This window comes from Stieleria magnilauensis, from assembly GCA_007753675.1.
GTDB lineage: Bacteria > Planctomycetota > Planctomycetia > Pirellulales > Pirellulaceae > Stieleria > Stieleria magnilauensis.
In genome coordinates this window covers 7,437,655-7,464,652 of the sequence record CP036432.1, presented here as the reverse complement: position 1 = coordinate 7,464,652, position 26,998 = coordinate 7,437,655, and the positions used below count along the sequence as shown (strand labels likewise).

Sequence of the window (26,998 nt, the reverse complement as noted above, 5' to 3'; positions counted from 1 at the left end):
GTCGTCGCGATTCACTTCTCACGCAGGGAGGCTTGCCCAGTGAGCCAGAGACAACCCAAGACCAGCTATTGGCAGGAAGCTCCTACACCACGCGGGCAACTGGTCCTCATTCCCACCGCCCTGGAGGAACTCATCCCTCAGGATCATCCCGTTCGCTTGGTCGACGAGATTCTCGATCAGATGGACTGGACTGATTGGGAGGCGGCCTACAACGGCGGATTCGGTCAGCCGCCGATCCATCCCAGCGTAATGGCAAAGATCCTGCTGTTTGCCATGATTCGGCGAATCCGATCCAGCCGGAACATTGAATACGAACTCAAGCATTCGATCGATTTTATCTGGCTTAGCAGCGGTCGCCGCATCGATCACAGCACGATCAGCGACTTCCGCCGAAACAATAGTGATGCAGTCAAAGGCATCTTCAAACAAATGGTCAAGCTGGCGATCAACCTGGGGATCGCCAATCTCTCGGAACTGTGCATCGACGGCACACGCATCCTGGCTGACGCCAACAAATACAAGACTTGGACGGCCAAACGATTAGCCAAAGCACTCGAAGAACTTGACGCGCAAATTGATGAGGCCCTGGAAACCTTCGAAGTCAACGACGCATGCGACGAAGATCTCATCGGCCAGGACGTTTCGGCGGACCGCCTCCCCGCCGCCGTCGCCAACTTGAAGTCACGCCGCTCACAACTGGCCGCTCATCTGGAGACGGTCAATGCGATGGACGAAGTCCGCAGGAAAAATGGGACGAAGGGCCCCGCCCAGTTACCCAAGACTGACACGGACAGTCGCATTCTTCCCAATAAGGAGGGTGGTTACGCAGCCAACTTTACTCCGATGGCGACGACCGAAACGCAGAGCGGCCTGATCGTTGCGGCGGACGTCTTGATCGGCAACGTCGAACACCACGAATTTGCCACCATCGTCGACTGTGTGGCCAACGACTTTGGAATTGACATTAAGCGAGTCATGGCTGACTCGGCTTACACGACGGGCAAAAACCTCACTGCGGCTGAGGAAAAACAGATCGAACTGATTGGCCCGCTTGCCGAAACCAATCGCGAGAACAACCCTGCCGAGCGTTCGGATTTGACTGAGCCCGTTGCCGCCGATCAGATTGATCAGTTGCCGGTTAATCCACAAACCAAACGATTTGACAAAGCAGCGTTTGTGTACGACGAAGCGAACGACTGCTATTACTGCCCGGCAGGCAAAGTGCTTTCACATCGGACGACCGAGAACACGACGCATGGCGACGGCTCTCCGGTGCAGCGAAAGGTTTACACCTGTTTTGAATGCGAGGGCTGCACGCTGGCTGGGCGTTGTCGCAAGAACGTGAAGCCAAAAGACGAGGCAAGCAGCAGCGAGGCATCGTCCCAGGAGTCCAGCGAAGCGACCTCGTCGGACAAGCGAGCGGGCAAGCGACGTGGTCGCAAGCCTGGCCCGCCACGTGGTCGCGAGACGATGCATGATGAGCATGAAGGAGCGCGACGTCGGCAGCGTGCGCGAATGGAAACGCCTGCAGCCAAAGAGGCTTACTCTCGTCGTCAGCATTTCGGTGAAACGCCTTTCGCCGTGATCAAGAGCACGCTTGATATGCGGCGATTCCTGCTTCGAGGTATCGCAGGTGTGAATCAAGAATGGCGCTGGGCGGCGACCGGATTCAATCTGAAGAAAATCATGAGTTACTTGGCGAAGCTGCGCGCCGCCGCGGCGACACAATCGCTCGGAACAGCAAACTAGGGGAGATAGGGGGCATTTCGAACGAAATCCGCCACAAGCGAACGCCACGATCCCGTCAACACGCTTACCAACGACTCTGGATGCCCCGCATAGCACCATAAAAGCCTCGTCCGGAACCAAAATCGAATCAACCGTCCCCAGGAACTAAATCGACAGGCCGCTCGCGCCGTTCCGCTAACAACGTTCGTTTTGTTTTAGCGGTAGGGCGCGAGTCCTCCGGTCTTTCAAGGTTAAACCGGACGGCTCGCGCCGTTCCGCTACCTCCCTCAGTGCCAAAGTGGGTGGCATTGCACTAACGCGTGCGGGATTGGACGAACACCGAGCGGGCGCCCAGCCAGCGTGTTCGAAACCGGTACGCCAGAAACGCGATCGGCACCAGCATGACGGCCCACGGGGCCAAGGCGACCGCGACGATCACCAATCCGGTCGCGATTTGGCCGATCGATCGGAGCGAACCGCCCCACGTGGCAGCGATTCGGTCGCTGAACGTCGGTGCTGCCGGCGGTTCGTAGGTCGCTTCTTCGACCACCCGCAGGGTCACCGTGGCCAGCGACGTTTGGTCCTTCAACACACGCATTCGACCTTCCATGCGTTCGATCTCTTCGCGGACGCGTGAAAGTTCCCGTTCGATCTCCATCAAATCGGTGAGCTTGCCGGGCCGTTCTTCCAGCATCGCGAGGATGCGTTCTTCCAATTTTTGTTTGTTGCTGATGCGTGCTTCCAAATCGACGTAGGCCTCGGTGACGTCGTCGGACGTCTCGCTGCGGGATCGGGCAAAACCGAGCGAATCCAAGCCGGAGAGGAAGGCGTCGTAGTTCGCCACGGGAACGCGAATCACCCAGGTCCCGCCGCGATGGTCGCCGTGCCGGCGGTCGCTGCTCCGCTCGGCGGCGTAGCCGCCATGGCTGCCAATCACGCCGGAGATCTGTCGTTCGAAAACGGCGAAATCGTCGACAACCAATTCGACATCGGCGGTGTAGATGATCTTGCGGTTGGAGACCGATCGCTCGACCGCTTCGCCTCCGGTCGCCAACGCGACGGGCGTGGTTTCGGCGGCCGCAGACGATTCGGCATGCTCGAGCATCTGGTCAAAGTCCGCGTTGCCGTGGTCTTGAGCACACCCCAACAGCGGCACGCAGAAAGTGACGGCGGCGAGCAAGGTCTTCCAGTTCGCTTGAAGGATCACGTTTTCGTCCTCGGAGGGGGCCGTACGGGCTTGCACTACCGATCAGACGAGCGGGGAACCGATCCGGATTTCAGTTTTTTCAGAAATTCGCAGGTTCCTTGAATCTTCGCGAACCGAGGCATGCGAGGGATTTTCATTCCGCTCGCAATATTTTTTCCATCTTTCGCCCCTTCGCCAATTCGTCGACCAGCTTGTCCATGTAGCGGACCCGCTGCGTCAACGGATTCTCGATCTCTTCCACCCGATAGCCGCAGATGACGCCCGTGATCAGATGCGCGTTCTTGTTGACCTTCGCCGCCTGGAAAAATTGTTGAAACGTCGTTTCGCCGCTGATGTGTTTCTGCAACGTCTTTTCGGTGAATCCGGTCAGCCACCTGATCACCTGATGCAGCTCGTCCTTCGTCCGGCCTTTCTTTTCAACCTTGGCAAGATAGTGCGGATACACCGACGCAAACGTCATCTGTGCGATTCGCTCGTCGGGGTTGTTGGTGCGGTTCATGATGGGTCACCCACTCTGCTGAGTTCGTGTCAGCAAGACTGTAGGAAAATCTTTCGCGGTGTTGACTGAAGTAGAACGGATCCTGCCAGACGAAGCCAGCGTCATCCGCCGTCTGTCCGGTGCCGACGGGAAACCCAGATCGCGTAGAAACCACCGGCATAACCGAGGAGGAGTGCAACCGAGAGGTGAACGAGGGGGAGCGTATCACGAACGCCGTCGAGTGCATCCGAAAACGCGCCGATCGCCATCGACTTTCCGCTGTACCTTGTTTGCAGCATCGATTGCGCCAGCACGGTTGTTGGCAGCCGTCCGCCTCGTGCCGCGTACTCGTTCTCGCTTGCGTACATGGTGAGCGCAAGATACGCGCCTGCCGAAATTAGAACCCCGATCGCAAAGGTACGCGTTTCGTGCCCGGTGACCGCAAAGTTGATTGCATAGACAATGAACAGGATCGCAATCGCTGCGACGCCAGCCCAAGTGATGGGCGGGCCGCTAACCAAGCCAGCGATGCAGAGAGCGAACAAGGCAACGTGTGACAGTACGCTGCGAATCGAGATCTGCATGAAGTGGTTTCGAGCGGTACTATGGGTTGTGACTGGGCCACGCTATTGTAGCATCCGTCCGATGCCGGCCGAGCGGTCTTTGCGTTTCGCGTCGGGGGCGGTGTTCATGCCTTGGAATAACCGCTCAATGGTTTGGCCGACTCCGTCGAGCGCCCGGCGTTCGATGTTGGGGTCATCCAGCGGTCCGGTCACGTCGACCGTCCACAAGGTGTAACGCTGGTCCATCAGCGGACGCAAGATCCGGGTGAAGGTGTTGCGGGGTGAGACGCGGGTGTTGAAGGTCAAATCGAGTTCGCGGCGGCGATCGAGCATGCCGTTTCCGTGCAGCGCGATCAGGCTGCCCCAGAGTTTCAGGTCATCAAAAAAGATCTCGTTTTCGCTGAGCCGGTAGTTGATGTCAGCGTTGGTGAATGCGACGTCTTCGGTCGGCGTGATCGATAGCACATTCAACAATTGCATCAACACCGGGACCTGGTAAAGGTTTGCATCGGTGATGACGGCATGGCCTTGGCCACGCAGCAAGTCGGTGGTCCCGAGCACGCCTTCCAGGTTCATGCTGCCGACCAGTGAGCCGGTCAAATCGCTCATCCCGTGGCCCAGTTCGGCCAGCAACACCGGCAGTTTGGCCTGGATCAGCGCCAGCCGCACATCAAAATTGGCGTCCGAGAGCGTCACGTTGCCATCCATGCGAATCGTCCCGTCGAACAATCGGCCTTCGATCGGTTGTTGGAACTCGCCGTTGCGACCCATGCCTCCCAGTCGAAGACGATCGTCAAGCATCTGAAAGGGGCCGCGCAGCCGGGTGATTTGCAGATCATTGATGTGCAGCGAATCGATCCGGACTTCGCCCTCGGCGGCGATCTCGCGGGCGTCCTTGCGACCCTTGACCGACAGTTCCCCGCGCAGCCCGTGCACCGGCCCGACGTCGCCGATTCGGTTGCCTTCTAATTGCAACTGCAGGTCCCAGCCAAAGATCGGGTCGGGGTGGCTGTCGTCGGAGAGCAGCGTTTCGGTCAGTCCACTCAGGCCGACCGGTCCGCGGAGGTTCAACCCACGCATGGCTCCACGCATCTGTTCGGGCAACGCGTTGATCAATTCGGCGTCAGGAATCAATCGACTGCCGTTGTGCACGTCGACACTCAGCAACCAGCGACCGTCCTTGAGCTGCCAACAGCCACCGTCGGCGGAGACTGCCGATCGACCGTGCTCGGCGCGAATCGCGTCGATCATCACACGTCCGCCTTCGTATCGAACCGCGGCTTCGACGATGTCCAATCGATACGGCAGGGCGATCGGTTGCAATCGCAAGGTGTCCGAGCCGATTCGCTTGGAATCAAATTGATTTGCAGCGACGTTCAGCTTCAACGGGCTCTCGGTGGCGTCGCGAACCAGTTGAATGCTCAGCGAATCGAGCACTCCACTGGGAGCGAGGTTGTCCCAGGTCTGTTGCGACGCCGGCGGAAGCGAACTGCGAAGCGCTTCGTCGAGCGAAATGCGGGTGGCATCGAACTCCAAGACCAACGACGGCCGCGAAGTTAACGCGATGGATTCTGTTTTCTCCGGTTCGTCGCGGCGGGCGGGAATTCGGTAGTCGCCCTCGCACCGAATCACTCCGCCGTTGGCATTGGAGCCTTGGAATCCCGTCAGTGTCACGTGATCATCGACGACCCGAATGTCGCCGGTGACGTTGTACAGCGGATAGGGAAAGGCGTCGAATCGCAGCGTCGCATCGCTGACTTTTAATTCCATGTCCTGATGCTTGATTCCATCCGCGTCGGTCCGCAGCGTGCCACGGACCAGATGGATCGCTCCGAGCGGGTTGAGCGAGCGAATGAAACGCTCCAGCGCCGTGACCTCGCCCCCGCGCGGCGACAACGCGTTCAACAGTTCGCCATCAATCGCAATCGGTCCGGCCATCGCCACCGAGAACACGCGTTGCTGTTGCGAGTCGGAACGCAGCGGCAGGTCGAACACGCACTGCATCAGCTGGCCACCGATCCGCCCGCTGGCCAGTTTTGTTTGGACACGCTGATCCTTGATCAACAGCTCTCCGGTGATCTGCCGGACCGGGTAGGGGAATTTTTCATAGTTCAGCTCGACGCCCTTGCAGGTGATTTCAGCGGTCGTTTCGATCTGCTCGCCGACGATGTCAAAGTGTGCGTTGGTGACGTCGATCAATCCGCGCGGTTCGAATTTCTTCCATCCGGCTTCCAACCGCTGGGGAATCACGGCGGCGAACCGTTGGTCCAGCAACAGGTTGTAGGCCGAAACATCGAGATGAGCTTCGATGGGGTGGGAATAACCCACGGTGTAGCCGTCCAGCTTGATCCGCGCGTCGCCCCAAAACGCCTGACAGGATTCCAGCTGCACGCCGCTGGGACGACAACTCAGCACGCCACGAATCTCTTTGACCGGCATCGACGACTTGGGGTGCCGAAACCGACCGTCGTGAATGCGGCTGCGGGTTGCGAAGTTGATCGGATGGCCGGGCTGAATCCGCGCGATCGCCGTCGTGTCGGCCAGCAATTCCAGACCTCGAAGCGGTTTTAGTTTTTCCTGCAGTTGCGCCGGCAAGCGATCGATCAGTTCGCCGGTCAGTTTTCCGCCGCGGACTTCACCCCGCACATCGGTTTGCTTGCCGTCGCTGGTGATCTGCAACGCAAAATGCTCGGCAAAGGCCGCGGTGCCATTGGCGGTGATCGTCGAAGAGCACGAGCTGGCGGATCCGGCCGAAGACCCGATGTCGACTGATCCGGCGGGATCGGTCTCGCAAGCGAACTGCTTCAAGATCACCGCTTGGGCGACATCGATTTCGATCGGGCGTGAATCCGCGGACTCGTTGGCCAGCACCAGTTTGGCGTTGCGAACCTCCATCCTGGGACAAGCGACTTTGCCAAACGTCGGCATTGGCCACAGCGATTCTAGAGAGAGCTTGCCGTCTTCATCCAGCCAGGCGTGGGCGCGAACGCCGCTGATCACGATCCGACGGGTGACCAGTGGGTTTTCTTTCTCAAGCAGTTTTGAGATGTCGGCGCTCGCCACCACCACGATTTGGCCAATCCGCACCAGCTCGCGTGAAGCGTCGGCGGTGATGCCCAGACGGTCACTCAAGGTGCGCGCCCGCCGCGTCGCCGCCGACTCGGATTTGCTCGGCTGCAAGATCCGGATGTCATCCAGGATCAATCCGATGTTGGGTTCGACACGGCCACGACCGATCGAGATTTCCAGATCGGGATAGTGGTCGCGAAACGTCTGCTCGACATGACGTCGGACCTGTTCCCCCACGGTCTGCGGGGCGATGAAGCGAAAGATGAAAACGATCGCCGCAATCAACAGCGCAACGACCATCCATCGAGAGGACTTTCCCGATGTTGCGATGTCTTTCGATTCGGCTTCCTTGCCGCTCAACGAGTCTCTAGCCCCGGTGGAATGCGAGCCAGCGTGGGGACGGATTGCCAATCCGTCTTTCTGTTGGGTGCCAGACGGATTGGCGGTCCGTCCGACGACACGATAGTAGTGCCTGATTTACGGGGCGAGCCAGCCCAAATACTGCCAAAACCGGTAAAGCCAAGGAGACTGCCAGGGACCGTCGAGCGAGATCGACATCGAAGTCACACTGGCTGCTAGCAAAACATACGCCAGCCACCGCCCCCACGGACGACCACTGAGCCACTCTACAGGCCCGGCGATCGCGAACAACCACAGCGGTGCAAACCACAGCATCCAACGAAAACTCACGCTGACCCCGCCGTAATTGCGGTCGATCTCCGGCCGAAGCACGTAAAACACCGCACAAACAACCGTCGCCAACGCGATCACGGCGAGCAGCAGACGCAGTTCCGTGGAGCGTGATGACAGCAATCCGAGCAATCCGATCGGCATCAGCAACCAGATCGGGGTGAGCGAGAAAATCCCGTAGTGCCCCACCGTCATGTTGGCGGCGTAAACCAGTCGCGACGGTTCGCCGACGTCGACGCCCCGGCGTTTCCCGTCGACCCAATAGCTGGATGGATAGTCGTACCAATCGTCCCAATGCCGTAGCTGCGACGGTCCGTCGGCGCTGCGAATCAGGCCGAATTGTTGTTTCCCGTCGACGACCACCCGGGTCCGCTGGGGATCGCGTGACGGGCCGGTTTCGATCCGGGATTGGTCCGAGGCCAAATCGTGCGCCGCCAATGCCGATCGCAATTGATCGTCAGTCGTTTTGGCGTGGTCGAGTGTGGTGATCAGTTCCCCGTCGCCGCGGTGCGTGTACGGCGGCCGCAGGCTTTGGTGGGCGATCCAATTGGTCGCAAAAAATGCCACCGCGACAATCAGCACACCGGCGGAGTAGGCCGGGAGTGACCGCCGCTGGACCAGCAACAACAGTCCGCCCCAGAAAACGGTCATCGACAGCGCCGGCAATTCATTGGCGGCGGTGAATCCGCCCGCCAGTCCGGCTAGCAACCACCATCCGTGGCCAGTCGGCTGCTGGAGCGATCGCACGAAGACGTACAGCACCACCGCAGCCGACGCGGCCGCCGGCAAGTGATTGTTCAGGGCGATCGAAAACGGCAGCAACATCGTGCCGAAGCAGACCGATGCGGCGAGAAAACACTTTGCCCAAACCGAGTGCGTGACGCGGTCGATGGCGAGAATGGTGCAGATCAAGAACACAAACAGCGTCGGGACGTTGACCAGCCAAAGGATCACTCGGCCGACATAAATCGGGTAATCGCTCAGCCACATCCCCATGGTCCGCGACACACACCAATACACCCCGGCGTAGATCGTCGGCAGCAGCGGCGGCTTGCTGCTGTAGTAGTGCAACTGTCCGTCGCTGCCGCGATGCCGAACCAGATCGATCGTCGCCCAGGGACGGCGATTCTGTTTGATCCCGCGACGTTCCAGGAACGGATCGATTTGATAGGTTCCGTTTTCGACCAACGCGGCAATCGTGCACCAGCGGGATCGATCGTTCGCGCTCAAGAACGGCGTGTCGCCTTCCCGGCTGATGACCGTGGCGATGCGGCCCGAGACGACCGACAGTGCGATCACGATCAACAGCGTGTAGACACCTGCGATCGGAATCCCCGTTTCGCTTGCATCTTTCATCGCTGACCTCCGCCGGCCGATCTCGCAGTCGCGTCGGTGTCTTGCAGAATGCTGTAGGGGTGCTTGGACTGTTCAGACAAGGAAACAATCAACTCGGCCAACAGCCCGGCCAGGAACATCTGTGCCCCCAGCAGCAGCGCGGTGATGCAGTAGTAAAACAACGCCGACGCGTGCAGATCAACGTCTTTCATCGATTCCAATTGTCGCGAGATCACCCACATCGCAGACAGATAAACCAGCCCGAAGCCACCGGTCAAAAAGAACAGCAAGCCGATCGCCCCGACAAAATGGAAGGGCCGCTTGCCGAACGTCGTCAAGAAAAAGATGGACAGCAGGTCCAGGAACCCTTTGGCCAGTCGCGAGACGCCGTACTTGGATCGGCCGAATTGGCGGGCGTGGTGAACGACGGGGATCTCGGCGACGCGCCAGCCCCGGGCGGCGGCCAAGACGGGAACGAAGCGGTGTCGCTCGCCGTACAACGTGACGTCTTTGGTCACCGGCCCGCGGTACGCTTTGAACCCACAATTGTGGTCGTGCAGGTGCACGCCGGTCATCCGGCTGACCAGCCAATTGAACACTTTGCTGGGCAGAGTCTTGTCGAGCGCGTCTTTGCGTTTCTGTTTCCAGCCGCTGACGACGTCGAAGCCCTCGTTCAGTTTGTCGATGAACGCGGGGATCTCCACCGGATCATCTTGCAAATCGGCGTCCATCGTGAACACGACCTCGCCGGTGGCCTGCGCAAACCCCGCCGAGAGCGCCGCCGCTTTGCCGAAGTTTCGTCGAAACCGGATGCCGCGAACGTGATCGTGTTGGTCGGCCAGCGATTCGATCCGGGCCCAGGTCTGATCGGTGGAGCCGTCATCGATAAACAGCACGTCGTGGGGCAAGTCGATGCCGCGACAGGCCTCGCCGATCTTTTCGACCAACGTGCCCACGGTGTCTTGTTCGTCCATTGTGGGGATCACGAACGTCGCGGATCCCGGAAAACCATTCATCAAAGCTGTCTCAGCAAGCGATTGACCAGTCAAAAAGGGGGACGGAGCATCCTAGCAGAAATGCGCTCGTTTTGTCCCGGACAGGGCCGCAGGCGGAAATCGAGGGTTCTAGCGCGTTTTGCTTCGACGCCTTTCGGGCAACGCTTTGAAGCATTTTTTGAGCGGCATGGCGCGAGCCCTCCGGTGTTTCGGGGAACGATGAGGGACCGGACGGCTTGCGCCCTGCCGCTAACACCACTGTGAAGCATGAACCGCTCGCGCCGTTCCGCGAACAGCGGCAGCGCGGCTACAAACGCTCCATGATTTCGCGGTAGGCAGCTTCGTCGATTTCGTCGATCAGGAATCGATGGGTCGCCACGTACTTGCCCACGCGTGAGAGGTCTCGTTGGAAGCGTTCGCCGCGGAGCAACACGCGGTCCAGGGAGAGGTTGTCGCGCAAATCGGACAATTTGACTTGCCGGGCGAGTTCGTTTTCTCGCAACCGAATCACGTAGTCCTGGTACGACGTCTCGCTGCGGTGGGTCATCAGATCGACGCCTTGGACCACCCGATCGCTGAATCCGTGTGATCGAAGATCGTCCAGGGTGACTGGTGTGTCTTCGACCAAATCATGCAGCACGCCAACCATTTTGGCGTCCAGCGACTCCACGCCCATCATCACACGGATGCAGTGCAGAATGTAGGGCTGCCCCGATTTGTCGGTGATTCCGGTGAAGTGTGTCGCGGCCAAAGCGATTGCGTCTTCGAGTGTCGCAGGCATGGTGTGGGGTTCCTACGGTTGGAGGAAGTTCAGTGAAACGGTTCCGGCCGATGCCAAGACTGGAACACGATTTGCGAATCACAGCAACGGCGGCGAGTGTTGTGCCAAAAAGACCTCCCGCTGTCACCCAATCGTCCTTTCCACCGCATCGCCGAGCCATGCACGCTGCTACTGACAGTTATCCCCACCCCGACCACAGTGTGGCCACTGAAACGTCGCCGACCCACCCGGTGCTGATCGGATATCTCTACTGGATCCTCGGCATCTTTGGTGCTCACCGGTTTTATTTCGGCCGACCGATCACGGGGGTGATTTGGTTTTTCACCGGCGGCGTGTTCTTGATCGGCTGGATTGTGGACCTGTTCCTGATCCCGTCGATGGCCGAAGACGCGTCACGGCGGTACCGCAGGGGACGGTTCGATTACACGCTTTGCTGGGTGCTGCACACGTTTCTGGGGCTGTTCGGTGTGCACCGCTTGTACATGGGCAAGATCTTTACCGGTGTGCTGTACCTGCTGACCGGTGGGCTGCTGGGAGTCGGGTTCGTCTATGACCTGCTGACGTTGAATGAGCAGATCGATGAACTGAACGCCTGGGAGTAGGGGAGCGGAGGAGGATAGGCTTTCAGCGTGTCCTGTGTCGTGGCCAGGCTCCGCCTGGCGTTCGAAAAATTGAATGTTGCACCCAGTCCGACTCTTAGGCGGAAACCGTTCCGCAGCATTTGCCCAAAGGGCATGAACAACATAGCCTGGGGTTACGCCCGGATTCGCCGGGGCTCATCCGGTCTCACCCCAGGCTATGTTGTTGATCGCCTTTGGCGAACCGAGCCGAGTGATTCTTGATCCACCACGGAACCAGAACGACCAAAGTCTCGTCAGGCACAACGCTTACGCGCCGAGTTGTTCCCGCATCGACGACTTCGCGGCGTCGAGTGCGGCGGGCAGTTTACTGGGGTCTTTGCCGCCGGCTTGGGCCATGTCGGGGCGACCACCGCCGCCACCGCCGACCATCTTGGCGGCCGCGCCGACCCATTGGCCGGCTTTCAAGCCTTTGTCGACCAGCGTGTGACTGAGGCCTCCCACCAGGACCACCTTGTCGCCTTGGACGGTACCGAGCAGCACGGCCGATCCGCCGGAGGATTTTTTTCGGATCTGATCGATCCAGCCTCGCATGACGTTCGGGTTGGCACCGGGGACTTCCGCGACAACGATCAAATCGTCGCCGACCTTTTCCCCTTTGCCGATCAAGTCATCCGCGGTGATCTTTCCGCCGGCGGTGGCTTCTTTTAATTGCGCGACCAAGCCGGCGCGGTCGGCGAGCATCGAATCGATACGCGCGAGCACTTCGTCTTGAGAGACGTTCAGCCGTCGCGTGATCTCACGGACGCTGGCGCGGACGCTGGGATAATCGCTGACGTCCGCGGCGGGGCAATCCGCGGCGACGGAAAACGTGTCGGCATGCTCGGACGGTTTACCGCTGGTGAGTTCCTTCTTCAGTTGTCGGACTTCGCCGGCCAACTGTTCGATCGCACCGCCGGCGCGTGCCGGGTCGGTACCGAGTCGCGCGGCGATATCAGCGAGCAACGTTTGCGTCTGTTGACGATGCTGTTCGGCGCGGGCGCCGGTCAGGGCAACGATTCGACGTGTGCCGGCAGAGACGCTTTCTTCGGCCATCAATTCAAACGTTTGGACGCTGCTGGAACGGGTCACGTGCGTCCCCGCGCAAAGCTCTTTGCTGTAGTCGCCGATGGAGACCATGCGGACGGGGTCGGGGTACTTTTCACCGAACAACATCATCGCACCGGCCTTGCGAGCTTCGGCCAGCGGGATGGTCTGCCACGAGACCTCGGCGTCTTCGTCGATCCGCGTCATCACGTCGCTTTCGATTTTGACCAAGACGTCGTCGGGAATCGGTTTTTGGTTGGTGAAATCGAAACGCAAACGATCCTCTTCGACCTTGCTGCCCTGTTGTTGGGCGTGGTCACCGATGTTGGTGTGCAGTGCGTGGTGCAGGATGTGGGTGGCGGAGTGGGCGCGGGCGAGTGCGCCGCGTCGCTCGGTATCAACGACGGCTTTGCAGCTCGCGCCTTCTTTGATTTCACCCTTGGTCAGCTTGCCGTGGTGGACGATCAGGCCGCCGTGTTTCTGGGTATCGTGGACGATGAATTCGAAATCATCCGAGCGGATGACACCGATGTCGCCGACCTGGCCACCCGATTCGCCGTAGAACGGGGATTCGCTGAGCACCAAACGGAATTCAGCGTCGCCAGGGCGGCTGATGCGGCTCAGCAACTGGCCTTCGTCGTCTTTGTCTTTGCCGTCGCCGGTGATGATGCCCTTGATCGTCGCGGTCGTCTCGGTCGTGTCATAGCCGACGAACGGTGTTTCACGCAGAGCTTCCTTGAGTGTTTCCAGGGGACCGGTCTGGAACAATTCGACTTGCCCGGCACCGCTGGCGATCGCGTGTTCGTGCATCGCGTCGCGATAGCCCGGCCAATCGAAGGTGAAATTCTTCTCGGCGGCGAGGGTTTGCAACAACTCCGGCGGGACGCCATAGGTCGTGTTCAGTTCCGCGGCTTCTTTACCGGGGACCATCACCGCGTCTTCTTCGTTCATCTCTTCGAACAGTTGACCGATACGTTTCATGCCGCCGTCGATCGTTCCGAAGAACGCGTTCTCTTCCGACTCGATGACTTCGCTGACGCGTGGGATCGTTTCGCTCAGTTCCGGGTACGCGGTTCGGCTGGCGTCGGCGACCGCGGCAACGAGCTTGTGCAGGAAGGGCTCGCGGAGGTCCATCTGGTAGCCGTCCAACACCGCGCGTCGGATCAGACGACGGACGACGTACTTGGCCTTGTCGCGTCCGGGGTAGACGTTCTCGTGGATCGCGAAGGCGCACGCCCGTGCGTGGTCAGTGATCCGCCGCAGGCGCCGACCGTTATCGCTGTCCGGGTCGTAGTGCACGCCGACGACGTCCGCGGCGGCATCGACGATCGGCCGCAGTGAATCGATGTGGAAGTTGGTGGAAACGCCTTGCAGGACGCTGGCGGTTCGTTCCAGGCCCATGCCGGTGTCAATGTTTTGGCTGGGCAGGGGTTTGAGATTGTCCGGCGGATCGCCGACGCGATTGAACTGGGTGAAGACCAGGTTCCAGATTTCGACGTCGCTGCCATCATCCAGGTGATAATAGATTTCGCTGCACGGCCCACAGACCCCGTCGGGGCCTTCGCTGGGTGCCGAGGCGGGCCAGAAGTTTTCGTCTTCGTCCATCCGCACGATCCGATCGTCCGGCAGCCCGATCGACTCTTTCCAGATGTCATAGGCTTGGTCATCGTCTTTGTAGACCGTCACGGACAATTTAGCCGGGTCGATGGCCAGCCACTTTTTCGCTGTCAAGAACTCCCAGGCCCACGCGATGGCTTCCTTTTTGAAATAGTCGCCGAAGGAGAAATTCCCCAGCATTTCGAAAAAGGTATGGTGATAGGCGGTCCGGCCGACGTTATCGATGTCGCCGGTTCGGAGGCATTTTTGACAGGTTGTCGCGCGGGTGAAATCGAGTTTCACTTTGCCCAGAAAGTGATCCTTGAACTGGTTCATCCCGGCCGGGGTGAACAGGACCGAGGGGTCCCAGGTGGGGACCAACACATCGCTGGGCTTTCGGACGCAGCCCTTGGATTCAAAGAATTCGAGATATTTTTCGCGGAGTTCGTCGGTTTTCATGGGTCAACGCACGGAGATTGAAAGAAGTGCAGTGCCGCCGATGATATCGGATGGATCCGATTTCTCGTAGACGGAGCGTTACAGCTTTTCCGCGGGCGTCGGGACGTTGGCGATGCGGATCAGCAAAACCGTTTGTTGCTCCATTTGGTCGACGTTTTTGCCCCCAAACATCTCCGTGCCCAGCCCCTTCCGGTCGGCCGTTTCGGAGATCACAAACAGGTCGCCCTCGCCGCCGATCAGTTCAAATTCCATCGCATCGAGCGACCAGGATTGACGGCGAACGTCGATCCGCAAGGCCGCATCCCCCTGGACCCAGTCTTGCTGCATGTCGCCGTGCTGGATTTCGGGGCGGACTCGAAGGCGAATTTGGGCGGCGGAACTGCCCGGCTGGGGCGTGACCGCCAACAGAAACTGGGGGTCTCGCAGCGTTTGGCCGACCGGTTGCGGTTCCTCGTGGATGATCACCACATGGTCGCCTTGCACCGGCAATCGGACCGGCAATTCGTAGCGTTTTCCCAGCCGCATCGGGATCGTCTTGGAGCCTTCGGATTGGTGGCTGGAAACCGAGACCGAGCTCAGGAATTCGGCGACGACGTCGGGCGGTTGGGCCGATTGCAGCGAATCGAGTTTGCCGACCAAGCGGTCCGTCTGAGCCGCTTTTCCGATCCGTAACCCGTTGTGATAGAGCACCTTTCGGGTTTCCGGCGGCAGCACGGTTTCGTCCACCCATTGCCACATCGATTGCAGCTGGTCGGGATCGGTCGGGTCGAAGCGGATCTGGACAAAACGCGTTTCCAGCTCGATCGAGCGTGGGATTCTTTTCAGCGGTAATGCGGCCGCGCGGGTTTCTTGATGCGGATCGTCATGGCCGGGCCAGCTGGACCACGAGGCACAGCCGGCCAGCAAGATCGGGGCGGCCAGAAGGGGCGCGACAAGCCACAGGGGCATCGCCAGGGGGCGACGACGGCGGGGATTGCCGGGCGGTCGATTCGATCGCGGCGGGAGGTGGCATCGCGGCATGGGCAGCATATTGGAAAAGAATCGGATGTGTCGGGGGCCAAAAACGGCATCGGCCCGTCAGCGTCATGGCGAACGTCGGCGACCGCGATCAGGCGTCGTTTCACGCCCCTGGACTACGAATTTTGCGGGCGGCGCGTCAAGACAAGGCGGCCGCAGATTCCTCTTTTCGTGAAACACGACTTTCACTAAAGTGCCCCGATCCCGCATCCCAGCTGCCCGTTTCCCGCAACGTCGAAATGAATTTTGGCCGTCGTTCGGGCCGCTGAAAATGTATTGTTGCTGTGGCCAAGGAGGAGCCCGACCATGTTGTTGGACCGGATCGATATCGACACTCACGGCCCCCTGACTCGTGTCGAGCTGGGGCCATTCTCAGAATGCTTGAACGTGATTTGCACGCCGGAGGGTTCTGGGAAAACGGCGATCGTCCGCTTCATCCGGGACTCGCTGATCCGACGCGACTACCCGCTGGGGATGATGAGTTCCTCGGCCGGCCGCGTGGTCTGGGCCGACCGCAACGGAAAAATCCATTGCCGGCGTGAACATGACGGCACGCCCAGCGGACGACGGACCATCGAATTCGAATCCCGCGGCGAGGCCTCGCATCGATTCGATTGGCTGCACGGCAGCTGGATCAACGGGATCGCCGATTCGACCGACGCGACCCGCGCCTTGGAATCGATTCGCATTCCCGAGTCGATCGTCGACGGCATCGTCACCGACACCGCCGTGATCAGCATTTCTCGAGTCATCGCAGCCTGCCTCCGCAGCGGACTGGGCGATCCCGCCTTGTTCGCCGGATTGCCCGTCAATCGTTCGACCGTCAGCGGGCTCTCGCCGGCCGCATCGGCCGACCAGCACGCGCCGCGACGTGCGATGCGCGACGAACTGGCCCGCATCGAAGCCGAATTGGCATCGATTCGGCAGACCTCCGCCGGCCCGCATCCCTCCGTGTTGGACGCCGAATCCGTCGAGACGCGGCGACGACAGTTGCTGTCCCGTCTGGCGGCCCTGCAATCGGCACAGCGATCAGCACAGCACTCCGCACAGCGGCCCGACTCTAACGCGCCGATCGGTGCCGAACTGGCCGAGCTTCACGATCAGATTTGGCAGCTTCGTGTCCGGCACAGTGAACTGTCTCGCTGGCTGGCCCATCTGCAATTCGATCGCAATCGCGTTCGGTACACCGCACCGATCACCGCGTCGCCCTATGCCCGCGACGCAGGTGCCGAACTGGCCGGCGGCCGGGCGATCAGCCACGGGGCGGCATTGGACGTCGACGCCGAGTTGCGCCGCAAATTAATTGACGTCGATGCCCAAATCACTCGCTGGCGTCGCGTGATGACGGAGTTGTCCGGTCTGCGCGAAATCATCTCCTCCGCCGTTCACCGCGACGCGTTCGACCGGCCGTTGCGTGAGGCCGGGGCATTGCCGATGTCGGAACACATGCTGCGCCGCGAGCGCATGCACCACTTTCTTTCCTCGCTCGATCACTACGCCGATGACCCTTCGATGGCTGCGTCGTGGGCGGCGTTTGCCACCGGGGCCCGCCCGTCGCGTTGGCCGGATGAAATCGATCTGCGGATCGAAGCGATCGTGCGCCAGGTCGATTGGCTTGCGGCCCGCTACGATCACCCCCACTCGGCGGCTCCGGTCTGGTATCGCGATCTGCCTGCGGATCTGGCTTATCGGGGAAGCCACTCGCTGGTGCACTCGCTCCGCGCGATCCGAGACGACTTGCAAAATGTTCGTCGGCACGGATTCCGGTTTGCTTATCCCGCGACCGAGCCGTCGCGACAAGCACGCGCCGCCGAACAGGCACTGGCCGTGCGTCGAGACCACGAGTTGTACGACTTGCGACGCAGCGAACAGTGGGTCGTCGCGACGATCGAGCGGCTGCTGGCCTATCGCGAAGGCTTGGTTCGCAATCGCCAGTTGGCAGAACGGCTCCGCTATCCGTCTTGGTTGGACGAAGCCTATCATCGGCAAACCTGGTCGGCCTGGTACATCAATCACCTAGATGGTGAAGCGATCGCGCGGAGCAAGGAACTCGATCAAGTCACCGCACAACTCGATCGCTGTGTCGCCCGGGCGGCGCGGCTGCGTCGTCAGATGCTGGCCCAGCCGATCAGCCCCGCCGCACAATCCGCCTACCCGGGACTGGATGCTTCCCCATGGGCTGGCGTTGACGTTAGCTACACCGACCTGGGCCGCGATTATCTGGGGCAAAGCGGAGCCGCGTGGGATCCCGCGATGCTGCAACGGGAGATCGACGCGGTTGAGTCTGAATTGCGAGCCCTCGACTCGCTTGCCGAGCCGAGCTTGGGCGAGACGCCGCGGGTGAAATGGCTGAAACGTCGTCGGGCCGAATTGATCAAAATGCTCGGCGTGCCCCAAGCGGTGTCCCGCTCGGCGTCTCCGTTGGCCGATGAAGCGAGCCAATGGTTGGTCCGGCTCTCCGGCGGCCGGTTGTCGCGGCTGGATTGGAACGACGCCGATTTCACCACCGCCCCCGATCAAGTCGAGACGGCGACGCGAGTCGGGTTTGCCAAGATCGATGGGCGTGAAGAAGCGAATTGCCCCGCGGCCGATCGAGCGCTGGCGGCACTGGCACTACGCATGGCCGCCGCCGACTTGCTGGCCCGGACCGGACGCGCCATCCCGCTGGTGATCGAAGTCCCGCGCGAACTGTTGCGGCATCAAGAGGTCGGCGAAACGTTGGGTGCGATTCCCGCAGACTACCCCATCGATGCCGGCGGTTCGCCTGTCGCGGGCGTCAACCTTTCGGTGCTCGCCGCACTGGACGACTTTGCCAAAAATGGACGGCAAGTCGTCTTGTTGGCCAGCGATTCGATGTTTGCCGACCAAGTCGCTCGCCACGGAGGCCAGGTGTTTACGATCCATGGTCAACGCGTCCGACACGAGCACCGACCGCTTTGGAGCCCGCATTTTTCGGACGAAGCGTACGCCGGTCCCCACACGCCGCCGCACTTGCCGCCGCACTTGCCGCCAACGTCCCATGGTCTGGGTTCCAATGGCGTCGCTTCCCATGATCCGATGTCGCACAGCGATGCCTTCGTCGACCGCTATCACGACGAGTACTTTGATCACCTGCCGATCGGTGCCTCGCTGGCCGATATCAATCGCAACCTGGACGCAGTCTGGCAGGAAGCGTACGGGATTTCACCCTACGCTGAATCGCTGTCCGGTCGACACAACGCTCACGTCTCGGCTCATTCACCGGCGCCGTATCCGGGCTCTCCCTACGCAGACTCGCCCTACACAGACACGCCCTACATGGGATCTGCTTACATGGGGCCGGCATCACTAGCCGCACCGGTTGCTCCCGCCACGCAGGCGACGGACTATCGGGCGTCGATGCCGGCGGGATCTCCGGATCCGACGTTCGTTGATCCATCGCAACACGATGCGGGGCATTGGCACGACGGATATTATTTCGCCGATTCCTACACGACCGCGCCGGCGACGCAATCGGTGCGCAGTGCCCCAGCGATGCACGGTCACCGTGCTCCAGCGGCCGCGTCTCGGTCGGCGGCGGAGCACCTGCAATCCAAGCCATCAGGCGACCCGGCGGCCGGCCATCGCGGACCGGTGTCCCCGTTTTTCCTGTCCGTCGACAGCCCCATCGATCAAGCGCCTTCGATCGACGCGGTTGCCGCGGCGCGTCTGCGCAGATTGCAGGTCACGCATATCAATCATCTGATGAACCAAGATCCCAACCGGCTGGCCGATTCGCTCGGGCTGGCCGGCGTGACCGCGGCGACGATTCGGCGTTGGCAGGCCGAGAGCCGCTTGGTTTGCCATGTCCCCCAGCTGCGTGGATTTGACGCCCGGGTGCTGGTCGGATGCGGAATCGCCGATGCGGGGCACTTGGCGTCGATCGACCCGGCCGATCTGCTCGACCGCGTGGAAGCGTTTTTGGCGACCGAACGCGGGCAGCGGATCCTGCTCAGCGGCACCAGCTACGAGCTTTCGCGGATCACCAGCTGGATCGCGGCGGCAAACGTCGACACCGACGACAACCCGCTGGGCATGGCGCGAGATCACCAAACGGTCGACGGTCGGGTGCTCCGCCAGCCACGCGATCGCAAGCCGCTCGATGCCAAGCTGGACGACGATCGGTATGAATACGAATTCGTCGATGACAACGGAAACGTCGTCCGTGCCTCATCCAATCGATCCCGAACAGGCCGGCGTTCATCCGGCTCGCGACAACGCAGTGGCGGACTGCCGGGCCGGTCCAATGGTCGAACCAATGGGCATTCCAATGGGGCTCGAAACGGCAGTCGATCCATCAACGGCACCGCCCGCAGCCACGACATCGGTGCCGACGGACGCAGCCGTCGCGTCGGTGAGTCGGGTTCGCGCCGCGAAGCGGATTCGACGGAAACCGCGGATCAGAACTACCGGACCAGCGATTCTGAAACCGAGCGAAGCGACCGCACGCGAAGCCGTCGCGACGGCGAGTCGCGGTCGCGACGTTCGAGCAGCCGCTCGTCACGACGCGGATCCGAGCGGTCGTCTTCGGGGCGTTCTTCCTCGGAGCGTTCGCGACGACGGGAGCGGATGCGTGACGAGACTCAGTCGTTCGACTCCGAAACCGGCGACAAGGAACTTCGTTTTTATCTCCAACGCGACAGTCCCATCGTGGACGCGCCGTCGATCGGAGCACGAATGGCTGAACGACTTGAAGCGGTCGACATCGTCACCGTGGACGACCTGCTCCGTGCCGACGCGGCCGACTTGGCCGATCGCTTGGATCACCGACGGATCGACGCGGAGGTGATCACGGCGTGGCAAAACCAGGCGATCTTGGTTTGCCGAGTCCCGATGTTGCGTGGGCACGACGCGCAGCTGTTGGTGGCTGCGGATGTCACGACGGCGGAGGAAGTCGCGGAGTATGACCCGAGTGAATTGTTCGCGTTGATCGACCCGGTCGCCCGAAGCAACGAAGGCAAGCGGATCATCCGCGGAGGCCAGTTGCCGGATCTGGACGAGGTCACCGAGTGGATTCAGTACGCGGCGTTGAGTCGCGAATTGGTTGCGGCGTAGGTGTCGGTGCTTTCTTGTTTGCTTGCAAACCGTAGCACCCACAAGCCAACAGTGATTCCCGCAAAACGTGGGATTTTCGATCCAGGCTCTTTGCCAACTGCGTGATCATCGCTTACTCTCTCGACAAATCTTGCCACCCTTCATTTGCCCGACCAAAAGGAGTTTGGAATGAGCACGCGAATTCCACTGAGCCGCGCCGACGAGGAAGCTCGTCTGCGCAACGAGCGTTTGGATTTGAGTATCGCCGAGATGGGGTTGTCGGTTCGCACGACGAATTGTCTTGAAGAAACCGGTATCCTGACGGTGCGTGATCTGTTGGGCGCGACGCCCAAGCGTTTGCTGTCGATCAGCAACTTCGGCGAGAAGACTCTCGGTGAAGTTTACGCAGCGTTGGAAGAGCTTGGGTTCTATCGCCCCAGCCGACGACCTCAGCAACCCCGTTGATATGGCGCGCTTTCTTCGACCCTGGAGCAAGAAACGGGGAAAGCGGTTCATCGGCACGGAGCTCCGCAGCCTGCTCTGGGAAACCGCCTTTTACAGCGGCGTTTTCTTGGTCGGCGTGTTTGTCGTGTCGTTGGTGGTGATCAGCCAGCTGTCTTCCTGGGACCAGCTGGAGACACTCAAAGAGTTAACGCAAATCCAGCCCGAAGCCGTTACCCCCGAAGAACTTGAGGGGGGCGGCTTGGCGAGCTGGATTTTCGGCATCTTGGGGGTCGCAGCGATCGGTTCCGGCGCGGGCGGATTGATTTATCGCCTGGTTCGCGTGGGGGCCAGCAATGAGCGCCGGTCGGCCATGGCCAAGCGGGCGTCGTCGATCGAGATCATCGTTCCGTCGGCGACTGAGATCGAAAAGATGCCATCGGTGCCACGCGGCAACGCGCTGACGGACAGTCCGGGCGAGCGTTTGACGTACCGTTTAGCCGCCGAGGGGACATCGGGCAACGAGCTGGTCGGCCCGGCGCTGCTGGCATTGCTCTGGAACGCGGTTTGGTTCGTCTTGCTGGCCGTGGTCGTGCTCGGATTCTGGCATTCGAGTCCGCGTTATATTCTGACCGGACTGCTTCTACCGTTTGGCGGGGTCGGTTATTGGTCGTTTCGGTATTTTTTGGCCCAGCTGCGTCGATCGGCGGGGATTGGGCCGACGATTGTCGAAATCAGTGACCATCCGCTCTACCCAGGCTGCAAATACCGCCTGTTCGTTTCACAATCCGGACGGCTGCGGCTGCGACGGCTGCGTGTGCGTGTCGCATGCGAGGAAGAGACGGTTTATCGCCAAGGGACGGATGTCCGGGTGGAACGATATGAAGTTTTCACGCAAGAATTGTGTGCCGAACGTGATGTTCGAGTTGACCCGCAGGCACCTTGGGAGCAACAATTCACTATCGACCTTCCATCCAATGTGATGCATTCCTTTGTGGCATCGCATAACGCGGTGCGATGGAAAGTGATCGTCTCTGGAGAAGCCCGTCCGTGGCCATCGTTCTGCCGAAGCTATCCCGTCGTCGTTCATCCTCCAGGCTTGCCTCCGAAACGCAGCCCGCGGTGAGCGTGTCGTTGTGCCGCGAGGACGGCATCTACGAGGGCGGAAAAGAGCTCTCAGCGACCTGGCGGGTGTCCCGCGTCACGCTGGATTCGCTCAGTGCGATCGAGATCTCCGTGCTCTGGTATTCCGAGGGCAAGGGCGACACCGACCTGCATGTGCACCATTTTGAGCGTTATGAGGAAGAGCAGATTCGCCGCTTCGGGCTGGCCGACAAGCACTCGCTCTCCTGCTTGCTGCCAGCGACACCGTTGAGTTATCACGGCCGGCTGATCCGTCTGCGGTGGTGCGTGCGGATGCGATTGTTCCTCAGTGACGGCCGAGAAATCGTTGCCGACCAGCCGTTCTATCTCGTCGCCCCGCAGTCAATTCACAAGGGCAGTGTCATCGTCGTCGGTGATGAACGCCGCAGTCGTCCCTCGCAGTGAAATGCCGGTGTCGGGGCCGCCAACCGCACCGCGGGTGATGCTGTATCTCGACCCTGCGAAGCGAAGCGTTGTTGCCTCGGGCTTTTCGGGTAGGCGGTAGTGTTTCGGCTAGGCGGTAGTGGACGAGGCGACGAGTCCTCTGTAGTTGGCAGATTGGCAGGGGACTCGTCGCCTCGTCCACTACTCGAAAATTGAGCAGAGGACTCGTCGCCTCGTCCACTACCCGAAGATGGAGCAGAGGACTCGTCGCCTCGTCCACTACTCGAAGATGGAGCTGCGATAGACGGCTAGCCTTTCATCGCGTCGACGACGGCTTGGCCCATGTCGGCCGGGGTCGGGGCGACGGTGATACCGGCGGCTTCCAGTGCGGCAACCTTTTCCGTTGCCGTGCCTTTTCCGCCGCTGATGATGGCACCGGCGTGGCCCATGCGTTTTCCGGGAGGTGCGGTCCGGCCGGCGATGAACGCCGCGACCGGCTTGGTGACGTGTTCCTTGACGAACGCAGCGGCTTCCTCTTCGGCCGATCCGCCGATCTCGCCGATCATCAAGATCGCTTCGGTTTGATCATCCGCCTGATAGCGTTTCAGCAGATCGATAAAGCTGGTCCCCACGATCGGGTCGCCGCCCAGGCCGACGCAGGTGCTCTGCCCGAGTCCGAGTGCGGAGGTTTGCCAAACGGCTTCGTAAGTCAGCGTCCCACTGCGGCTCATCACGCCGACTTTGCCGGGGTTGTGAATGTAGCCGGGCATGATCCCGATCTTGCACTGGCCGGGGGTGATCAAGCCGGGGCAATTGGGACCGATCAACACTGCGTCGCTGGCTCGGACCTTTTCGTAGACCCGCACCATGTCGATGACCGGCACGCCTTCGGTGATCGCGGCAATCACCTTGATGCCGGCATCGAGTGCTTCCAGGATGGCATCGGCGGTGAACGGCGGGGGGACAAAGATCATGGTCGCGTCGGCGCCGGTTTCAGCGACGGCTTCTTCGACGGTGTCAAAAACGGGAATCCCTTCGACGTCTTGGCCGCCTTTGCCCGGCGTCACGCCGCCGACCAGTTGGGTGCCGTAATCGCGGCAGCCCAGGGTGTGGAATTTGCCCGCACTGCCAGTGATGCCCTGGCAGATGACTTTCGTACTCGCGTCAATCAAAATACTCATCGGAAGGTTCGTCTCAGTCGAGTCAGGTGTGCGATTGGTTGAATGGTTGAAACGAAGTGCAGCACTTCGGATTTCCGATCTCAAGCTTCCCAGATGAAACTTGAGAGTTCAGGTTTCAAAATTGGGATCAGACCCCGGTCGCGGCGACGATCTTCTTTGCCGCGTCGGTGATGTCGGTCGCGTTGATGACATCGACGTCGCTTTCGGCCAACATCTTGCGTCCCTCTTCGACTTCGGTGCCTTCCAAACGAACCACCAGTGGAACGTCAAAGCCGACGGTCTTGCTCGCCTCGATCAGTGCACCGGCAATGGTGGTGCAGCGGGCGATGCCGCCGAAGATGTTGACCAGCACGCCCTTGACGTTGGGGTCGGACAACAGGATCCGAAACGCTTCGGTGACTTGTTCGGTGTTGGCGCTGCCGCCGACGTCCAAGAAGTTTGCCGGCTGGCCGCCGTGGTACTTGATGATGTCCATGGTGGACATCGCCAACCCGGCACCATTGACCAGGCAGCCGATGTTGCCTTCCAGTTTCACATAGCTCAGTCCGGCATTGCCGGCGCGAAGCTCGCTCTCTTCCTCTTCGGCCAGGTCACGCAGATCGGTGTAGTCGGGATGGCGGAACAGGGCGTTGTTGTCGAAGGTGATCTTGGCGTCCAGGGCGATCATTTGGTTATCGCCGGTGATGACCAGCGGGTTGACTTCGGCCAATTCGCAATCGTAATCGACGTAGAACCGGCACATCGCCGGCATGAACTTCGCCGCCGCCTTGGCTGCTGCGCCGCTGATGCCCAACTTCTTACAGAGCTTTCGCACTTGGTAGGCTTCCAGCCCGACGGCCGGATCGAAGTGTTCTTTGTGGATCAGTTCGGGGGTCTTTTCGGCAACCGTTTCGATCTCCATGCCGCCTTCGGTGCTGACCATCAGCACGGGTTTGGCGACGGCGCGATCGAGCACGATTCCCAGGTACAGCTCGCGGGCGATGTCACAGCCGGCTTCGACGAACACCTTGTTGACGGTTTGGCCGGCCGGTCCGGTCTGGATGGTGACCAGTTTCTTTCCCAGCAATCCCTCCGCGGCCGCCCGAGCTTCGTCGGCGCTTTTGGTCAGCACCACACCGTGCTGTTTCGGGTTGTCGATGATCGTGCCCTTGCCCCGTCCACCGGCGTGGATCTGTGACTTGACGACTGCGATCTTACCACCCAGTTTTTCGTACGCCGCGGCAGCTTCGTCGGGCGTGGTGGCGACGATGCCGTCCAAGACCGGCACTCCGGCCTGTCGGAAAAGTTCTTTGCCTTGATATTCGTGGATTTTCATCGAGGTTTCGATCCGCGTGCGTGGAAGACGATGTATCGGTGGGACGGCTTCGTCAGCCCGAACCCCTGTTCACGACAGCTCCAGCTGCCGAGACGCCCCGAAGCGTGTGAGCCCCAAAGCTTGATTGCAAGGACAGGTCGTCAGTGACAGACTCCCTTCGCAAAGGAAGACTGTCCCTGCGGCAAACATCCCAGCAAATGCTGTACCCTGGTGCTCCGGCTACGGGTCCGCGAATATACGTTCGCGCCGCTGGCGCCGGAACCATAGGCAGCGTGATTACGTGATGAGCAACGTCAAAGAAATGCCCGACTACCTTCGATTGCACGCCGACGACAACGTGGTCATTGCGACCAAGCCACTCGTCGCCGGCCAGGTGCTGCGGGTCGACGGAAACCCGATCACGCTGGCCGGCCCGATTCCGACCGGGCACAAGTTTGCCATCGGCCCGATCCCCGCCCAGACGCCGGTTCGCAAGTACGGCCAACCGATCGGAATCGCTCGAGAATCCATCCAACCAGGGTGCCACGTCCACACCCATAATTTGCAAGACCGGCATCGCGTGGCCGTGACGATCACGTCGACCAACCCGCCCGCAAAACCTTCGCCCCTGCGACGTTCTTTCCAGGGTTACGTTCGACCCGATGGGCGAATCGGCACACGCAACTACGTGGCGGTTTTGTCAACGGTCAACTGTAGCGCGACGGTTTGTCACAAGATCGTGGCGCGATTTGACGAACAGCGTCTGCGGCGTTGGCCCAATGTCGACGGCGTGTTCGCGGCCTCGCACACCACCGGCTGTGCGATCGAGTTCGACGGACGCAAGCATCAGATGATCGCTCGAACGATGGCCGGTTACGCCGACCATCCCAACGTCGGCGGACGGCTGATCATCGGCCTGGGTTGCGAACAAAACACGCCCGCCTATCTCGCCCAACATCACGGGATCGTTCCGCTGCATGCTCCCGACGGCCGGCCCCTGACCCGCGACGACGGCGTTCCGATGTTGACCATGCAAACCGAAGGCGGATCGCAGGCCACGATTGCCCGGGGCGAACGGATGCTCGAACAGGTGTTGGATTTGGCCAACCAGGCCACCCGAACCACCGCCGATGCCTCGGCGCTTTCGATCGCCGTCGAATGTGGTGGCAGCGACGGCTATTCCGGAATCACCGCCAATCCGGCCATCGGAATCGTTTCCGATCGAGTGGTGGCGTGCGGCGGCACGTCGATCATCTCGGAAACGACCGAACTGTATGGCGCCGAGCACTTGCTGTGCGATCGCAGTCGGTCACCGCAGGTCGCGCAGAAATTGGTCGACCTGTTGCATTGGTGGCAGCGGTACGTGGCCCACTACGGCGGCGAGCTGAACAACAACCCGTCGGTCGGAAACAAAGCCGGCGGGCTGTCGACGATCACCGAAAAATCGCTCGGCGCGGTTTCCAAGAGCGGCTCGACGGCATTGGAAGCGGTGTATGACTACGCCGAACGCGTGACCGCCAAGGGGCTGACGGTGATGGACACGCCGGGGTTCGACCCCGCCAGCGTGACCGGAAAGGTCGCCGGGGGAGCGAATCTGGTGATGTTTTCCACCGGCCGCGGCAGTTGTTTCGGCTGCAAGCCGGCCCCGGTGATCAAGGTCGCCTCCAACAGCGACCTGTTTCACCGCATGCGTGACGACATGGATCTGAATGCCGGCGAAGCGATCGCCGGCAAATCGATCGAGCAACTCGGCGACGAATTCTTTGAGTTCGCCTTGCGGGTGGCAAGCGGCGAACAAACGGCCAGCGAACGAAACGGTTTTGGCGACCATGAATTCGTTCCCTGGACCGTCGGCCCCACGCTGTGACAGCGCACCTGGGAACGCGTCAGTCGCAAGGAATGATGGGAAAGCGGCCGATCA

At 60.8% G+C, this 26,998-nt stretch carries 18 protein-coding genes; 7 read left to right on the top strand and 11 right to left on the bottom strand.

The window, feature by feature from the left end; genetic code table 11:
* The first annotated feature begins 39 nt into the window (after window positions 1-39).
* Complete coding sequence (locus TBK1r_RS26575) at window positions 40-1,749, top strand: IS1182 family transposase (RefSeq protein ID WP_419580133.1); 1,710 nt, start codon at window positions 40-42, stop codon at window positions 1,747-1,749.
* 292 nt (window positions 1,750-2,041) lie between these two features.
* Here the strand turns inward: TBK1r_RS26575 and TBK1r_RS26570 are convergent, their stop codons facing one another.
* From TBK1r_RS26570 to TBK1r_RS26540, 7 genes are all read right to left on the bottom strand, one after another.
* Window positions 2,042-2,935, bottom strand: coding sequence for a DUF4349 domain-containing protein (locus tag TBK1r_RS26570; protein ID WP_419580428.1), 894 nt, complete (start codon window positions 2,933-2,935; stop codon window positions 2,042-2,044).
* A gap of 133 nt (window positions 2,936-3,068) precedes the next feature.
* Window positions 3,069-3,434, bottom strand: coding sequence for a DUF2200 domain-containing protein (locus tag TBK1r_RS26565; RefSeq protein ID WP_145217805.1), 366 nt, complete (start codon window positions 3,432-3,434; stop codon window positions 3,069-3,071).
* Between the two features lie 101 nt (window positions 3,435-3,535).
* The gene (locus tag TBK1r_RS26560; RefSeq protein WP_145217803.1) at window positions 3,536-3,997 is read right to left on the bottom strand and encodes a hypothetical protein; all 462 of its coding nucleotides are present in this window, start codon (window positions 3,995-3,997) and stop codon (window positions 3,536-3,538) included.
* 42 nt (window positions 3,998-4,039) lie between these two features.
* Window positions 4,040-7,405 (bottom strand): hypothetical protein, encoded by a 3,366-nt coding sequence (locus TBK1r_RS26555; RefSeq protein WP_419580427.1) that lies wholly within the window; start codon window positions 7,403-7,405, stop codon window positions 4,040-4,042.
* Window positions 7,406-7,522: 117 nt separating this feature from the next.
* Window positions 7,523-9,091, bottom strand: coding sequence for a hypothetical protein (locus TBK1r_RS26550; RefSeq protein ID WP_419580426.1), 1,569 nt, complete (start codon window positions 9,089-9,091; stop codon window positions 7,523-7,525).
* Entirely contained in the window at window positions 9,088-10,086 is a 999-nt protein-coding gene (locus TBK1r_RS26545) for a glycosyltransferase family 2 protein (RefSeq protein WP_145217799.1), read from the bottom strand. Before TBK1r_RS26545 ends, TBK1r_RS26550 begins: the two co-directional genes overlap by 4 nt.
* 286 nt (window positions 10,087-10,372) lie before the next feature.
* Window positions 10,373-10,846, bottom strand: a complete 474-nt coding sequence (locus TBK1r_RS26540) for an HD domain-containing protein (RefSeq protein ID WP_145217797.1) — start codon at window positions 10,844-10,846, stop codon at window positions 10,373-10,375.
* Between the two features lie 158 nt (window positions 10,847-11,004).
* Between TBK1r_RS26540 and TBK1r_RS26535 the strand changes: the two genes are divergently transcribed.
* Complete coding sequence (locus tag TBK1r_RS26535) at window positions 11,005-11,448, top strand: TM2 domain-containing protein (RefSeq protein WP_419580425.1); 444 nt, start codon at window positions 11,005-11,007, stop codon at window positions 11,446-11,448.
* Window positions 11,449-11,733: 285 nt separating this feature from the next.
* On the opposite strand, the gene alaS is transcribed toward TBK1r_RS26535, so the two are convergent.
* Window positions 11,734-14,565: an alanine--tRNA ligase gene (alaS, locus tag TBK1r_RS26530; RefSeq protein WP_145217795.1), complete on the bottom strand. Its 2,832-nt coding sequence runs from the start codon at window positions 14,563-14,565 to the stop codon at window positions 11,734-11,736.
* 78 nt (window positions 14,566-14,643) lie between these two features.
* Window positions 14,644-15,513 (bottom strand): hypothetical protein, encoded by an 870-nt coding sequence (locus TBK1r_RS26525; protein ID WP_145217793.1) that lies wholly within the window; start codon window positions 15,511-15,513, stop codon window positions 14,644-14,646.
* Window positions 15,514-15,888: 375 nt separating this feature from the next.
* Here TBK1r_RS26525 and TBK1r_RS26520 point away from each other — a divergent pair, with 375 nt between their 5' ends.
* From TBK1r_RS26520 to TBK1r_RS26505, 4 genes are all read left to right on the top strand, one after another.
* Window positions 15,889-20,655 (top strand): DUF4332 domain-containing protein, encoded by a 4,767-nt coding sequence (locus tag TBK1r_RS26520; RefSeq protein ID WP_145217791.1) that lies wholly within the window; start codon window positions 15,889-15,891, stop codon window positions 20,653-20,655.
* 168 nt (window positions 20,656-20,823) lie between these two features.
* Complete coding sequence (locus TBK1r_RS26515; protein WP_145217789.1) at window positions 20,824-21,099, top strand: DNA-directed RNA polymerase subunit alpha C-terminal domain-containing protein; 276 nt, start codon at window positions 20,824-20,826, stop codon at window positions 21,097-21,099.
* 1 nt (window position 21,100) lies between these two features.
* The gene (locus tag TBK1r_RS26510; protein WP_145217787.1) at window positions 21,101-22,201 is read left to right on the top strand and encodes a hypothetical protein; all 1,101 of its coding nucleotides are present in this window, start codon (window positions 21,101-21,103) and stop codon (window positions 22,199-22,201) included.
* Window positions 22,198-22,623 (top strand): hypothetical protein, encoded by a 426-nt coding sequence (locus TBK1r_RS26505; protein WP_145217785.1) that lies wholly within the window; start codon window positions 22,198-22,200, stop codon window positions 22,621-22,623. Before TBK1r_RS26510 ends, TBK1r_RS26505 begins: the two co-directional genes overlap by 4 nt.
* 287 nt (window positions 22,624-22,910) lie before the next feature.
* On the opposite strand, the gene sucD is transcribed toward TBK1r_RS26505, so the two are convergent.
* Together sucD and sucC are read right to left on the bottom strand one after the other, a co-directional pair.
* The gene (gene sucD / locus TBK1r_RS26500; RefSeq protein WP_095740718.1) at window positions 22,911-23,783 is read right to left on the bottom strand and encodes a succinate--CoA ligase subunit alpha; all 873 of its coding nucleotides are present in this window, start codon (window positions 23,781-23,783) and stop codon (window positions 22,911-22,913) included.
* A 127-nt stretch (window positions 23,784-23,910) separates the two neighbouring features.
* A complete protein-coding gene (gene sucC / locus TBK1r_RS26495; protein WP_145217783.1) occupies window positions 23,911-25,098 on the bottom strand; it encodes an ADP-forming succinate--CoA ligase subunit beta in 1,188 nt (395 codons plus the stop codon).
* Window positions 25,099-25,381: 283 nt separating this feature from the next.
* Between sucC and TBK1r_RS26490 the strand changes: the two genes are divergently transcribed.
* A complete protein-coding gene (locus TBK1r_RS26490; protein WP_419580424.1) occupies window positions 25,382-26,944 on the top strand; it encodes a UxaA family hydrolase in 1,563 nt (520 codons plus the stop codon).
* Window positions 26,945-26,998: the final 54 nt, after the last annotated feature.